Origin of the sequence: Mesorhizobium sp. WSM4989 (genome assembly GCF_029625795.1) — a bacterium.
In the GTDB taxonomy this organism is placed as follows: Bacteria; Pseudomonadota; Alphaproteobacteria; order Rhizobiales; family Rhizobiaceae; genus Mesorhizobium.
This window is the reverse complement of the sequence record NZ_JARTVN010000001.1, coordinates 1,358,060-1,371,512: the sequence shown is the minus strand read 5'-3', so window position 1 is coordinate 1,371,512 and position 13,453 is coordinate 1,358,060. Positions and strand designations below refer to the sequence as shown.

The following is a 13,453-nucleotide window of genomic DNA, read 5'->3' as shown; positions in this document are numbered from 1 at the left end:
TGACATGACCACGATCGAATTCGCCTCCGAGACCCCGCGCATCACCACGCGTCCGGCCGTTGCGACCCGCGTGCTCAATGCGGTCGCCGATGCCTTCCGCGCCTGGAAAAACCGCCGCGCCTTTTATCGCCTTGGCGAGATGTCGGATGCCGAGCTTGCCGACATCGGCCTGACCCGCGCCGACCTCCACGTCGCCGTCAGCGTGCCTTTCGGCCGCGATCCGACGGTGAAGCTGCGCGCAATCGCAGAAGAGCGCGTCGATATGATCGAGGACCTCGCCCGCAAGGTCGCCTGAGCGGCTTCGCCGGCTGCGTTTGCGCTCGCGCTGAACCTTTCGAGGGCTCGGCGCGACCAAGTTTCATGCAGGCTCCCACACTCCCTGCCGGTTCCCCGCCGGCCTGCCTGCACATTGCCCGGTTCCCCTCCAGGACCGGGCATTTTTCTTTTGAGTTGAGCGCCCTATCGTCGGACCATCCCGCGCTTGAACTGGTCGAAGATCGTCTCCATGCCCTTCTGATATTCGTCGCGCTGCTGCGCGCCGGTCTCGAACATCCTGCCGAAGATGTCGTCGAATGGATTTCTCGGCCGGCCGCTCGGATTGGTTTGCGGCTGCGGCTGGGATTGCTGCGGCGCCTGCTGTCCGTCTGGCGTGCCGAAACCGCCGCCTTGCCGCAGCATTTCCTCGAACATCTTGCCCAGCGGATTGTCGCCGTAAGGGTTCGGCGCCTGCTGCGGTTGGCTTTGCGGCTGTTGGGCGCCGCCGCCGAACATGTCTTGCAGCACCTTGCCGAGCGGATTGTCGCCATAGGGATTTGGCGCCGGCTGCGGGGCCTGTGCGCCGCCTCCCGCCTGCCGCATCATCTCCTTGATGATCTCGCCGAAAGGATTGCCGCCGCCACCGAAGCCGCCGGCGGCCCGCATCTGGCTGTTGGTCTGCTTGAACAATCCGCCCATCATCATCGACGCCATCGCCGGCAGCATCTGCTGCAGCACCTGCTGGCTAAGGCCGGTCGCCTGCGCGGCCTGGGCCGCGACAGCGCGTGACAGGTCCTTCGAGCCGAACAGATGGCCGAGAATGCCGTTGCCTTCATCGATGCCTTGCGGCGTGAAGGCCCGGGTTGCGTCCTCGAAATACTTGGCGTGCTGGCCGCTCGCCATCGCCGTCATGAAAGCACCCATTCCATAGGGATCGGCGGTGTTGCGCTGAAGCCCCTGTGAGAAGGCCGGCAGCAGCGCCTGCACCGCGGCCTGCGCCTGCTGCATCGAAAGGCCAAACTGCTGGGCCAGCGCCTGCATGCCGGCGCCGTTCTGGGCTTGCAAAAAAATATCGAACAGGGAAGGCATGAGATCTCCTCCGCAATATCCTCACGGAGGAGCCTATTGCGTTTCCATCACCGATTGAAGCAGCTTTTGCCGAGCCACGGCTCAGGTGGCCGGCGAACGGTCAGTAGGCATATTCCATGAACACCGGCTCGATCGAGCCGCCCCAGCGCGTGTGATATGCCGAAAGCATCTCCTCGGCGCTGGTGGTGCCGCGCGCCACGACCTCGTCGAGCGTGTTGAGGAACGAGGTCTCGTCATAGCCGTCGCGGTTCTTCTTGGCGCGGTTCTTCAGACCCGTGCGGGCGATGGCCAGCACGTCGCGGGCAACCTCGCGCAAGGTGGCGTTGCGGAATGGCGCCGAAATCCCGTGCTCCGGCACGGCGTTGCGCATCGCCAGCGCTTCTTCGTAGGTCCAGCTCGAGGTCAGCGTCTCCGCGGCGTCGAGTGCCTGCTCGTCATAGAGCAGGCCGACCCAGAAAGCCGGCAGCGCGCAGATGCGCCGCCACGGTCCGCCGTCGGCGCCCCGCATCTCGAGGAAGCGCTTCAGCCGCACATCGGGGAAGAGGGTGGAGAGGTGGTTCGCCCAGTCGCCCATCGTCGGCAGGCCGTCGGGCACTTGCGTGCGCGCGGCACCCGCCATGAACTGGCGGAAGGTGTAGCGCGTCATGTCGTGATACTGCCCGTCGCGGATGACGAAATACATCGGCACGTCGAGCGCCCATTCGACATAGTCGGCAAACCCGAAATCCGGCGCGAAGCAGAATTCGAGCATGCCGGAGCGCTGGTTGTCGGTGTCGCGCCAAATGTCGCCGCGCCAGCTCTGCAGCCCGTTCGGCCGGCTCTCGGTGAAGGGCGAATTGGCGAACAGCGCCGTCGACAGCGGCTGCAGCTTCAGCGACACCTGCATCTTGCGGCGCATGTCAAATTCGCTTTCGAAGTCGAGATTCACCTGGATCGTGCAGGTGCGATACATCATGTCGAGGCCCTTGGAGCCGACCTTGGGCATGTAGCGAGTCATGATCTCGTAGCGCGACTTCGGCATTTTCGGCGTTTCGGCAAGCGACCATTTTGGGCTGCCGCCGAGGCCGAGGAAGCGGATGCCGAGCGGCTCGGCGATCTCGCGCACCTGCGCCAGATGCGCGTTGCCCTCGCGGCAGATCTGGTGGATCGTCTCCAGCGGCGCGCCGGAGAGCTCGAACTGCCCGCCCGGCTCCAGCGAGATCGCGCCCTGGCCGGTCGGCTCGACCAGGCCGATGATGCGGCCGGCATCCATGATCGGATCCCAGCCGAGCTTTTCCTGCATGCCTTCCAGGATGGCGCGGATGCCGCGCTCGCCGCCATAGGGCACCGGCGCGTTGCCATCGACATAGAAGGGAAACTTCTCGTGCTCGGTGCCGATCCGCCATTTGTCGCGCGGCTTGTTGCCCGCCGCCAGATAGCCGACGAGTTCGTCGATGCCTTCGATGGGCTGGATATCGGTTGTGTCGCGCGCCATAAGAAAGCCCTCCGCAGCCGTCAGCTAGCCGCCGGGCGCTAGATGGACGAAATGTCAGTAGCCGATCAAGCGAAAAATCCTGAGCCACGCCTCAACTGGATTTGATCACCAGTCGCCGATCGTCGCCTGCATCACCGCGAGCGCCGCGACCGCCGCCGTGTCGGCGCGCAGGATGCGCGGCCCGAGCGGAATGGCGCTGACGAAGGGCAGCGCCCGCAGCATCCTGCGCTCGTCATCGGAAAAGCCGCCCTCCGGCCCCACCAGCAGCGCGAGTTTCTTCTCGCTTACCTTCTGCAAGGCTGGCAGTGGATTGTTGGTCGAGGCATCCTCGTCGCAGAAGATCAGCCGCCGTTCCTTGTCCCAGCCGCCGAGCAGCCGCTCCAGCTTCTCTGCTTCGCACACCTTTGGCACCGCCAGGATGCCGCATTGCTCGGCCGCTTCGACGACATTGGCGCGCAGCCGATCAATGCCAGGCTTGGCCACTTGTGTGTGCTGAGTGATGACCGGTTGCAGGATGCCGGCGCCCATTTCGACCGCTTTCTGCACCAGATAGTCGAGCCGGCCCTGCTTCAGCGGGGCGAAGCAATAGACAAGATCGGGCAGCGGCGGCTGCGGCCGCTGCAGGGTAAGCACCTTGAGCCGCACGGCTTTCTTGGTCTTGGCGGCGATCGAAGCCGACCACTCGCCGTCGCGGCCGTTGAAGAGCAGGACCTCCGCGCCTTCGCCGAGCCGCATCACATGCGCGAGATAGTGGCTCTGCTGCTGTCCAGCATCGAATTCGAAGCCCGGTCCGAGATCGTCCGGCACGAACAGCCGCTGCATTTTGTAGTTGGCGCGCATGGCCGAGCAATGGGCGAGGCGCGGGTTGTCGTCAAGTATCGGCGGACGCATGCCAGACCGGCGCGTAACCATGTCTCAGCACCGAAACACTTGTGGCAGGCGTGAGCAGTCGCAGCGATCGCCCGGCGAGGCGATTGAACAAGAAGGGCTCGGCATAGCCTGCGAAGGACCATTCGAGCGCCTTGCCGGCGCGGAGCGCGTAGGCGGTCTCACCCTCGGCCACGACTGCTCCATCCGGCAAACCGGCGAGTTCGTCCGATGAGACGGTCGGCGGACGCCCGCCGGAGGCCAGCCGCTCCTTGTGCAGCCGCTTGTCGACCATCGGCGCGCGCGGTTCGGCAATGCCGAAGACCTTTCCGAAGCGCCGCACGAAATCTCTCGCTTGGTCGCGCCGGCAGTAGAAGCAGGGCCGGTGACCGGCCGCGAGCGCCGTCACCTCGTCGAGAAAGAACAGCTCGGTCCAGCCGGCCTTTCCTCCAGGCCGATTGCGGCCCATCGGCTCGCGTCCCACGCCGCGGAATTGGCAGACGCAGATGATCCAGGCCGGCAGCGCCCAACGCTTCCTCAGAAGCGTCTTTGTCTCGGGGTCATGGATGATACCGCGATTGCCGGTGAAGAGGCCGCGCTCGGGCACGGCATGGATGGCGCCGAACGGATCGACCCGGTTCTGCAGTGGCATAGCTTTCTCTCCGGCGCGCGGCTTGGCTGAAACTGAGGCGGCATGATATCGCTCCCACCGTCATTTTCATGTCAGCAGGGATTCGCGGATGCGGGTGCTGGTGGTCCAGAACTACGACAATACCGGCCTTGGCCAAGTCGGCGCCGCTCTCGCGGAGGCTGGCGCCAAGCTTGACTTGCGCCGCCCCTACCAAGGCGATCCGCTGCCCCGGGACGCGAACGGTCACGATGCCATGGTGGTTCTTGGCGGGGGGCAGAATGCGCTGGCCGACGACGACTATCCCTATTTTCCCGCCTTGCTCGAATTGACGCGCGATTTCGCCGGCAAGGACCGATCGGTGCTTGGCATCTGCCTCGGCGGCCAGCTCGTCGCCCGCGCCTTTGGCGCCGACAACCACATCGGCGGTGCGGTTGAATTCGGCTGGTGCGGGGTGTCGCTGACGGCCGAAGCCAAGCACGACCCTGTTCTCGGCACCTTGCCGGAAAAGTTCCCGACTTTCCAATGGCACGACGATACGTTCGACCTACCCGAGAAGGCCGTGCGGCTTGCGGGCAATGATGTCGCGGCGAACCAGGCTTTTCGTATTGGCCGCGCCGTCTATGGCTTCCAGTTCCATTTCGAGGCGGATCGCCCGCTGGTGCGCGACTGGAGCACCTCCTTCGCGGCGCTGATCGCCGAGCGCCATCCCGACTGGACCGGCAGGCTCGACTACGAGATGGCTAGCAACGGACCGCACGCCGACGCCGCAGGGCTCGCGATCGCGCGTGCCTGGGTGGCGACGATCTGACCGTCGCACCGCCGCGGAGCGTGACATAATTGGCACGCGGCGGCAGTTCCGCCTGGGGAAAACGCACTTCATTCTTGGTTTGTGTCCGGCCGCCCGCCTAAGAGGGCGCCCTCTGTATCGTCCGTGCAACCGCGATGAACCTGTTGTGTGATCCAAGCGACACACCGGCGATACAGAATCTGCTTAGAAGCGCGAAATCGTCGAAACATTGAGACGCATTTTATCGTTTCAACGCATTGGTAACCGCCTCGTGCACAGATGCAGAAAGCTCAACCAGAGATGACGTCCGTGAAAGCAGCGCTTTTGTCCTTTGTAATGCTGTCTGCCATCGTCGTGTGCGGCCTCGGCATTTATTCTGCCGACGCTGCAAACAATCACCAGGCCGTCGACGGCTACGGCGTCACCGCCGCGCTTCGCTAGAGCCTGATCCTTCCCGACAAAGGGAAAGCTGATCCCACACTTGGGGTCATGGCCAGAACGCCATTCCCTCGACCGTCAGAATGCGCTTTTCAGCGCCGTCGACGGCAAGTGCGCTGAGCGTTCCCGCCTGCCAGGCGAGCGTGTCGAGATTGACGCGGTTGGCCATCACCTCGACGTCCGGCACCGGCGTATGCCCGTGCACGATCACTTTGGGATACAGCCCCGGGTAATTGTGGAAGACGTCGCGAATCCAGATCAGGTCCTGCTCGTTCTGGCTTTCGAGCGGCACCCCCGGCCGGATGCCGGCATGGCAGAAGAAGAAGTCGCCGAAGCACGCTGAAAAAGACAGCGAGCGCAGGAAGTCGACATGGGCTTGCGGCACTGCTTCGACCAAGGCCGCGTGTCCGTGCGCCAGCGCCTCGTCCGACCTGCCGAACCAGCTGCTGCCGGTCGAGAGCTTCACCCCGTATGACGCCGCCGTCTGGACGCCGCCATAGCGCATGAACAGACCCTCCGGATCGGGTTTGGCAAGGAAATCGAGCATGCCGATGTCATGGTTGCCGGCAAGCATGATGTTGCGGGGATCACGGCTCCGCGCCTCGATTAGGAATTCGATGACGTTCCTCGAGTCCGGTCCGCGGTCGACATAATCGCCGAGATGGATGATGCGCCAATCGGACTTTGGTCCGTACTCCAGATCGCTTGCTATCCGGCTGTGCATGGCGGCGAGCAGGTCATGACGGCCATGCACGTCGCCGATGGCATAGATGCGTATGCCTTTCGGCCCGCGCGCGTCGAGATAGTGGATGCCGGCTTCAGTCAAGGCGACGTCTTCCCGTGTCTGTCATCACGGGAAACTAGGGCGGATCGGTGAATAAGCCCCTAGCGCCGCAGCTGGTCCTTGCCCATGTCGGTTACCAGACGCTTACCGCACAGCGCCAGCGTGATGTCCATCTCCTTGCGGATGATCTCCAGCGCCTTGGTGACGCCCGCCTTGCCCATCGCGCCGAGTCCGTAAAGGAACGGCCGGCCGATATAGGTGCCCCTGGCGCCGAGGCAGAGCGCCTTGAGCACGTCCTGACCCGAGCGAATGCCGCCATCCATATGCACCTCGATCCGATCGCCGACAGCGTCGGCGATCTCTTCCAGCACTGAGATCGAGGAGGCGGCGCCGTCGAGCTGCCGCCCGCCATGATTGGACACGATGATCGCGTCGGCTCCCGTCTCGGCCGCCATCAACGCATCCTCCTTGTCGAGGATGCCCTTCAGGATCAGCTTGCCGCCCCAGCGCTCCTTGATCCAGGCGACATCCTTCCAGGACAGCTGCGGGTCGAACTGCTCCGTCGTCCAGGACGACAGCGAAGAAACGTCGCCGACACCCTTGGCGTGGCCGACGATGTTGCGGAAGGTGCGGCGCGGCGTGCCCGCTATCCCCAGGCACCAGCGCGGCTTGAGGGCGAGATCGATAATGTTGGCGAGCGTCATCTTGGGCGGTGCCGACAGCCCGTTGCGCACGTCCTTGTGACGCTGACCGAGGATCTGCAGGTCAAGCGTCAGCACCAGCGCCGAGCATTTCGCCGCCTTAGCGCGGTCGATGAGATTGACGACGAAATCCTTGTCGCGCAGCACGTACAGTTGGAACCAGAACGGCTTCTTGGTCACCGAGGCGACGTCCTCGATCGAACAGATGCTCATGGTCGAGAGCGTGAACGGCACGCCGAATTCCTCAGCCGCCTGCGCCGCGAGCATCTCGCCGTCGGCATGCTGCATGCCGGTCAGCCCGGTCGGTGCCAAAGCCACCGGCATCGCCACCTTCTCACCGATCATGGTCGATTCCAGCGAGCGGTTGCTCATGTCGACCAGCACGCGCTGGCGGAATTTTATCTTGCCGAAGTCCTCCTCGTTGGCGCGGTAGGTGCTCTCCGTCCAGGCGCCGGAATCGGCATAGTCGAAGAACATCTTCGGCACCTTGCGGCGCGCCATGTCCTTGAGGTCGGCGATGGTGAGGATGTCGCTCATGGTAGTCCCCGCGTGATCAGTGCTTAGGAGCGTTTGCGTGTCGGTTCGATGTCGCCGGCTTCCGAGCGCTGCCTGAGCCTCAGCCGTGACACGCGCTGCCAGTCGCCGCTGCGCTCGGCCTCAGCCATGGAGCGCTCGACATAGGTAATGTGGTCCATCGCCGCCTTGCGGGCGGCGGCAGGATCCGCCGACTTGATCGCGGCGTGGATTGCCCGGTGCTGCTCAAGCAACGCCTCGCGCGCGCCGGGCACGGTGAAGACCAGCAACCGGTTCTGGAACACGCCCTCGGAGAGCAGCCGGTAGCAGGAGCGCAGCGTGTGCAGGAGGATGATGTTGTGCGCGCATTCGCAGACCGCGTGGTGGAATTCGACGTCGATTTCCGCCTCGTCGTCGAAGTCGCCGGTACGGTGCGCCTCGTCCATGCGCGCCATGATGCGGTCGAGCAGCGCCAGATCCTCGGGCGTCGCTCGCCGCGCCGCGTATTCGGCCGCGATTGCCTCGACCTCGCGCCGGTATTCCAAATAGTCGGTCACCGCCTTGCGGTGCATCGAGATCAGATCGGTCACCGGCTTGGTGAAAAGCTGGCCGATGACGTCGGCGACATGCGTGCCGCCGCCCGGTCTGGTGGTCAGCAGCCCGCGTCCTTCCAGCGCCTTCAGCGCGTCGCGCAGGATCGGCCGCGACACGTCGAACTGACGCGCCAGCTCGCGCTCGCCCGGCAGCCGGTCGCCGGTGCGCAGCACGCCCTCGAGGATCAGGCTCTCGATCTGCTGCACCACCTCGTCGGCGGTGCGCGAATGCTCGATCCTGGAGAAGATATCGCTCAATGGAAGCGCGCCTGGAAACGGAATGGATGTCGCGCAGATCTAAGCCTCCGTCGCCAACTGGTCAAATTATTTATCCAATTCGCCGAATCAGGTCGACTCCCCGGCGGCTTTGTGAATCGGCTGCAACTGAAATTTGCTGTTTACGGCCCCTGCCGATTGCCGCAAGACAACGCGATTGCACGAAGGGTCGAAACCAGGGGGACCAGCCGTGTCGGACGCCAATCTCGAATTCCAGCCGCGTGCCCAGGGCAGCGTCATGGGCTTTCCGGCCCATGAGGGTCGCCCCGGCGCGCTAGGCGAGGTCCATGCTCGTCCGCACCCGCTGGTCGAGAAGCCGCGCGTGCTCATCCAACTCTCCTTCATGACCGAAGGCGGCTCGGCCGTCGACCTTGCCGTGCTGTCGGACCTGTCGCGGCGCTTGGGCATCGCAGCGCCCGAACGCCATGCCCGCCACCATGCCATGAAATGGGGCAAGGGCACCTTGCGCTGGGAACGGCATACGGAGTTCTCGACCTATCTCTGGGAAGGGCCGCTGGCCGAAAGCAGCCGGGGCCAGGAGGATTCGCCCTTCGGCAACGGCTTCTCGCCGCCGGGAACGGTGATTTCCGGCATCCGGCTCGAAATCCGCAAATGGACGCAGGCGAGCGAGAAGCTGATCGCCGGCTTCGACCCGACCAGCCTCTGCTATTCGCTGGTCGAGCGCGGTGCGGCGGCCATCGTCACGGACTTTCGCCAGGATGGTGACGGGCTGACCCGCATGCTGGTGCTCGACCGCGGCCTGACGCCGGCCAGCACCGGCGCCTTGTCGCAACGGCTGATCGACATCGAGACCTACCGGACGCTCGCCATGCTTGGCCTGCCGCTGGCGCTGACGCTGTCTGGTCGCGCCCGCCGCATCGAGGACCGGCTGGCGCAGACGACGCTTGAAATGAAGGCGGTCGAGACCCGCGATAGCCAGACCTTGCTCGCCGACCTCACCGAACTTGCCGCCGAATTGGAGGCCGATGCGGCATCCAGCCTCTACCGTTTCGGCGCCAGCCGCGCCTATGACGGCATCGTCAGCGAGCGCCTGGAGGCGCTGGATGAGGAGTCGGTACAGGGCTACGACACCTGGGCAGGCTTCCTGCAGCGGCGCATGGCGCCGGCGATGCGAACCTGTCGCTCGGTGGAGGAGCGCCAGGCGAACCTCTCGCGAAAACTCACTCGCGCCACCACGTTGCTGCGCACCTGGGTCGATGTCGACGTCGAGAAGCAGAACCGCGACCTGCTGGCCTCGATGAACAATCGCGCCAGGCTGCAGTTGCGCCTGCAGCAGACGGTCGAAGGTCTCTCCGTCGCTGCCGTCTCTTATTATGTCGTCGGCCTCATCGGCTATGTCGCCAAAGGCGCGTCGAGCTTCGGCCATGCCTTCCCGCCGGAAGTCGTCACCGCGGCTTCGGTGCCGGTCGCCATCCTGCTCGTCTGGTGGGGCGTGCGCCGCGTGCGCAAGATGCACTCCGAGCCGGCCAAGCATCCGGGCGAGTAAACTTCCCCTCGACCGGGAGATTTCCCGAAGACAACAGAGGGCCGCGGCGCGAGAAGCTCCAGGATCTTCCTCGACGCCAGACGAGCCGGCGGTTACGTGAGGCGAACCCCTGACCGCTTCGCGGCCATCTCCCCTCGAGGGTCCCTCAAGCGGGCAGAAGCCAGCGGCAGATTGCCGCTGCGAAAGCTCGGCCGTCGTTCGCCATCCGATTTCGACCAAAGCAGCGTTTGCAAGGAATGCTCCCGGCTGGTAAAAGATTTTGACCAGTCGAGTGGAGGAGGCTTCGATGTCCGGCCTTGCCATGCCCAAGCCAGATGCCGGGACGCTGCGCAAGCGCGCCGAGATCGTCGCCGACATGCGCATCATCGTGCCGGGCGAGGGCGTTGTCGACACGGCCACCGAGATGCGCGCCTTCGAGAGCGACGGCCTGACCGCCTACCGCCAACTGCCGCTGGTGGTCGTGCTGCCCGAGACAGTGGCGCAGGTCTCCCGCGTGCTGAAATATTGTAACGAGCGCAACATCCGCGTCGTGCCCCGCGGTTCCGGCACGTCGCTGTCGGGCGGCGCGCTGCCGCTCGAGGATGCCGTGCTTCTGGTGATGAGCCGCTTCAACCGCATCCTCGCGATCGACTATCCGAACCGTGTCGTCGTCGCCCAGCCGGGCGTCACCAATCTCGGCATCACCACCGCCGTCGAGCAGGAGGGCTTTTACTACGCCCCCGATCCATCCTCCCAGATCGCCTGCTCGATCGGCGGCAATGTCGCGGAAAATTCCGGCGGCGTGCATTGCCTGAAATACGGGCTTACCGCCAACAATGTGCTGGGCATCCAGATGGTGCTGATGAATGGCGAGGTGGTGCGGCTCGGCGGCAGCCATCTCGATCAGGAAGGCTATGACCTGCTCGGCGTCATGACCGGTTCGGAAGGCCTGCTCGGCGTCGTCACCGAGGTGACGGTGCGCATCCTGAAGAAGCCGGAGACGGCACGCGCGCTGTTGATCGGCTTTCCGACCAGCGAGCAGGGCGGCCAATGCGTCGCCGACATCATCGGCGCCGGCATCATCCCGGGCGGCATGGAGATGATGGATCGCCCGGCGATCCACGCGGCCGAGGATTTCGTCCATGCCGGCTATCCGCTCGATGTCGAGGCGCTGCTGATCGTCGAGCTCGACGGGCCGAGCGTCGAGGTCGATCATCTGATCGGTCTCGTAGAGGCGATCGCTTACCGCAATGGCTCGACCACCTGCCGGATATCGCAGTCGGAGCAGGAGCGGCTGAGCTTCTGGGCCGGACGCAAGGCGGCCTTCCCGGCCGTCGGCCGCATCTCGCCCGACTATTACTGCATGGACGGCACCATCCCGCGCAAGGAGCTGCCGAGGGTGCTCGCCGGCATGCGCGATCTCTCCGAAAAATACGGGTTGGGGGTCGCCAATGTCTTCCACGCCGGAGACGGCAATTTGCACCCGCTGATCCTCTACGACGCCAACGTGCCGGGGGAGCTCGACAAGGCCGAGAGTTTCGGCGCCGACATATTGCGGCTGTGTGTCGAGGTCGGCGGCGTGCTCACCGGCGAGCATGGCGTCGGCGTCGAGAAGCGCGATCTGATGCCCGAAATGTTCAGCCAGACCGATCTCGAGCAGCAAATGCGCGTCAAATGCGCCTTCGATCCCAGCCATCTGCTCAACCCCGGCAAGGTCTTCCCGCAGCTCCGCCGCTGCGCCGAGCTCGGCCGCATGCACGTGCATCGGGGCCAGGTGGCGTTTCCGGACATTCCGAGGTTTTGATGGGAACGTCTCAGAATCTGGGTTCCTCGCCCCCGCTTCGCGGGGGGAGGAACCGGAGATTGCAATGACCACCTTCACCCCATCCAGCCCCGCCGAAGTCCTCTCCACCATCCAATGGGCCGCCGCGGAGGAAAGCCCGCTCGAAATCCTCGGCCATGGCTCCAAGCGCGGCATTGGCCGGCCGCTGCAGACCGAGCATACGCTCGACCTGTCGACGCTCACCGGCGTCACGCTCTACGAGCCGGCCGAGCTGGTGCTTTCGGCACGCGCCGGCACGCCACTCGCCGAAGTCGAAAAGCTGCTTGCCGAGAACGGCCAGCAATTCGCCTTCGAGCCGATGGATTACGGGCCGCTGCTCGGCGGCGAGCCGGGTAAGGGAACGCTGGGCGGCGTGCTGGCTTCGAACCTATCCGGTCCGCGCCGGCTCAAGGCGGGTGCGGCACGCGACCACATTCTCGGCATATCGGCGGTTTCCGGCCGCGGCGAAGCCTTCAAGTCCGGCGGCCGGGTCGTCAAGAACGTCACCGGCTACGACCTTTCCAAGCTGATGGCGGGGAGCTGGGGCACGCTTGCCGTGCTGACCGACGTCACCTTCAAGGTGCTGCCGGCGGCGGAAACCGAGGTGACTTTGGCCATTCGAGGCCTGCTCGACGATGCTGCCGTTGCGGCTATGGCGCTGGCGCTGGGCTCCAGCGCCGAGGTCTCGAGCGCCGCGCACCTGCCCGAGCGGATCGCGGCGCGCGTCGCCGCCGGCCATCTCGGCAGCGATGCCGCGACGCTGCTGCGCGTCGAAGGCTTTGGCCCCTCGGTCGTCTACCGTACCGAGGCATTGCGAAACCTGCTCAGCAAGGCCGGCCCGCTGCAGGAAATTGCCGGCGAAGCGTCGAAGGCGATCTGGCGCGACATCCGCGACTGCGCGCCCTTCGCCGATGGTGCCGCAAGGCCGGTCTGGCGCGTCTCGATGCCGCCGTCTGAGGCGCATCATATGGTGATGGCGCTGCGCATGCAGGCGGCGGTTGACGCCTTTTATGACTGGCAGGGCGGTCTCGCGTGGCTCTCGATGCGCGAGGACGACCCGGACGCGGAACTGCTGCGCGGTCTTATTCGCAAATATGGCGGCGGCCACGCGACGCTGGCGCGCGCATCTGCCTCGCATCGCGCGGCGCTCCCCGTTTTCGAACCGCAACCGCCGTATCTGGCGGCGCTTTCCGCGCGGGTGAAGGCCGAGTTTGACCCGAAGCACATTCTCAACCCCGGCCGCATGGCGCCTACTTCCAGCTCTGCTACTCTTTCTCTGTCAACGGAGGGAGCAGCACCATGAGCAATGCCAATCCAGGCCCGGGCAGCGGCTCGCGCCAGACCGATCGCTGGCTTGAGCCGGGTCAGACCAACGCGCTGGTCATCTACATTCTCTATCTCGCCAGCCTTGTCGTCGGCGTCACCGGCATTATCGGAATCGTGCTCGCCTACATCAATCGCGGCAAGGCGGGCGGCTATGTCGAAAGCCACTACACATTCCTGATCAGGACGTTCTGGATCGGCCTTCTCTACGCGCTGATCTCGGTGGTCCTGATGATGCTCGCGATCGGCTTCCTGCTGATGTTTGCGGTTGCCGTCTGGTTCATCGTCCGCTGCATTCTCGGCCTGCAGGCGCTGCAGCGTGGCGAGCCGATCAGGGACCCGCAAAGCTGGCTTCTCGGTCAATGAGAGCATGATCCAGCAAAGTGAAAACCGGTTTGCGGAAAAGATCATGCT

14 protein-coding genes are annotated in these 13,453 nt (G+C 64.8%); 7 read left to right on the top strand and 7 right to left on the bottom strand.

From position 1 onward, the window contains the following. Window positions 1–4: 4 nt before the first annotated feature. The gene (locus tag P9217_RS06680; protein ID WP_095801090.1) at window positions 5–295 is read left to right on the top strand and encodes a DUF1127 domain-containing protein; all 291 of its coding nucleotides are present in this window, start codon (window positions 5–7) and stop codon (window positions 293–295) included. Window positions 296–459: 164 nt separating this feature from the next. On the opposite strand, the gene P9217_RS06675 is transcribed toward P9217_RS06680, so the two are convergent. The 4 genes from P9217_RS06675 to P9217_RS06660 form a co-directional block, all read right to left on the bottom strand. Further along, a complete protein-coding gene (locus P9217_RS06675; protein ID WP_278086364.1) occupies window positions 460–1,344 on the bottom strand; it encodes a DUF937 domain-containing protein in 885 nt (294 codons plus the stop codon). A gap of 100 nt (window positions 1,345–1,444) precedes the next feature. Then, window positions 1,445–2,818, bottom strand: coding sequence for a glutamate--cysteine ligase (locus P9217_RS06670; RefSeq protein ID WP_127240019.1), 1,374 nt, complete (start codon window positions 2,816–2,818; stop codon window positions 1,445–1,447). A 105-nt stretch (window positions 2,819–2,923) separates the two neighbouring features. Next, on the bottom strand, window positions 2,924–3,658 hold the full coding sequence (locus tag P9217_RS06665) for a 16S rRNA (uracil(1498)-N(3))-methyltransferase (RefSeq protein WP_095776386.1): 735 nt from the start codon (window positions 3,656–3,658) through the stop codon (window positions 2,924–2,926). 31 nt (window positions 3,659–3,689) lie between these two features. After that, on the bottom strand, window positions 3,690–4,337 hold the full coding sequence (locus P9217_RS06660; RefSeq protein ID WP_278086365.1) for a hypothetical protein: 648 nt from the start codon (window positions 4,335–4,337) through the stop codon (window positions 3,690–3,692). A gap of 88 nt (window positions 4,338–4,425) precedes the next feature. Here P9217_RS06660 and P9217_RS06655 point away from each other — a divergent pair, with 88 nt between their 5' ends. Together P9217_RS06655 and P9217_RS06650 are read left to right on the top strand one after the other, a co-directional pair. Continuing rightward, a complete protein-coding gene (locus P9217_RS06655) occupies window positions 4,426–5,124 on the top strand; it encodes a type 1 glutamine amidotransferase (RefSeq protein ID WP_278086366.1) in 699 nt (232 codons plus the stop codon). Between the two features lie 288 nt (window positions 5,125–5,412). Continuing rightward, on the top strand, window positions 5,413–5,544 hold the full coding sequence (locus P9217_RS06650) for a hypothetical protein (protein WP_275955501.1): 132 nt from the start codon (window positions 5,413–5,415) through the stop codon (window positions 5,542–5,544). Window positions 5,545–5,590: 46 nt separating this feature from the next. Here the strand turns inward: P9217_RS06650 and P9217_RS06645 are convergent, their stop codons facing one another. From P9217_RS06645 to P9217_RS06635, 3 genes are read right to left on the bottom strand one after another with little or no spacing between them, the layout of a single operon-like run. Continuing rightward, entirely contained in the window at window positions 5,591–6,367 is a 777-nt protein-coding gene (locus P9217_RS06645; RefSeq protein ID WP_067327338.1) for a metallophosphoesterase family protein, read from the bottom strand. Window positions 6,368–6,426: 59 nt separating this feature from the next. After that, window positions 6,427–7,563, bottom strand: coding sequence for an alpha-hydroxy acid oxidase (locus tag P9217_RS06640; protein ID WP_067327342.1), 1,137 nt, complete (start codon window positions 7,561–7,563; stop codon window positions 6,427–6,429). A gap of 23 nt (window positions 7,564–7,586) precedes the next feature. Beyond that, window positions 7,587–8,390, bottom strand: coding sequence for an FCD domain-containing protein (locus tag P9217_RS06635; RefSeq protein WP_278086367.1), 804 nt, complete (start codon window positions 8,388–8,390; stop codon window positions 7,587–7,589). A gap of 208 nt (window positions 8,391–8,598) precedes the next feature. On the opposite strand from P9217_RS06635, the gene P9217_RS06630 reads away from it, so the two are divergent. The 4 genes from P9217_RS06630 to P9217_RS06615 all read left to right on the top strand — a co-directional run bounded on the left by P9217_RS06630 (window position 8,599) and on the right by P9217_RS06615 (window position 13,405). After that, on the top strand, window positions 8,599–9,915 hold the full coding sequence (locus P9217_RS06630) for a DUF3422 family protein (RefSeq protein ID WP_095826933.1): 1,317 nt from the start codon (window positions 8,599–8,601) through the stop codon (window positions 9,913–9,915). Between the two features lie 286 nt (window positions 9,916–10,201). Further along, entirely contained in the window at window positions 10,202–11,698 is a 1,497-nt protein-coding gene (locus tag P9217_RS06625) for an FAD-linked oxidase C-terminal domain-containing protein (RefSeq protein ID WP_278086368.1), read from the top strand. A gap of 64 nt (window positions 11,699–11,762) precedes the next feature. Further along, the gene (gene glcE / locus P9217_RS06620) at window positions 11,763–13,019 is read left to right on the top strand and encodes a glycolate oxidase subunit GlcE (RefSeq protein ID WP_278086369.1); all 1,257 of its coding nucleotides are present in this window, start codon (window positions 11,763–11,765) and stop codon (window positions 13,017–13,019) included. Then, window positions 13,016–13,405, top strand: a complete 390-nt coding sequence (locus tag P9217_RS06615) for a DUF4870 domain-containing protein (RefSeq protein WP_067327357.1) — start codon at window positions 13,016–13,018, stop codon at window positions 13,403–13,405. The genes glcE and P9217_RS06615 overlap by 4 nt, the downstream gene beginning before the upstream one ends. Window positions 13,406–13,453: the final 48 nt, after the last annotated feature.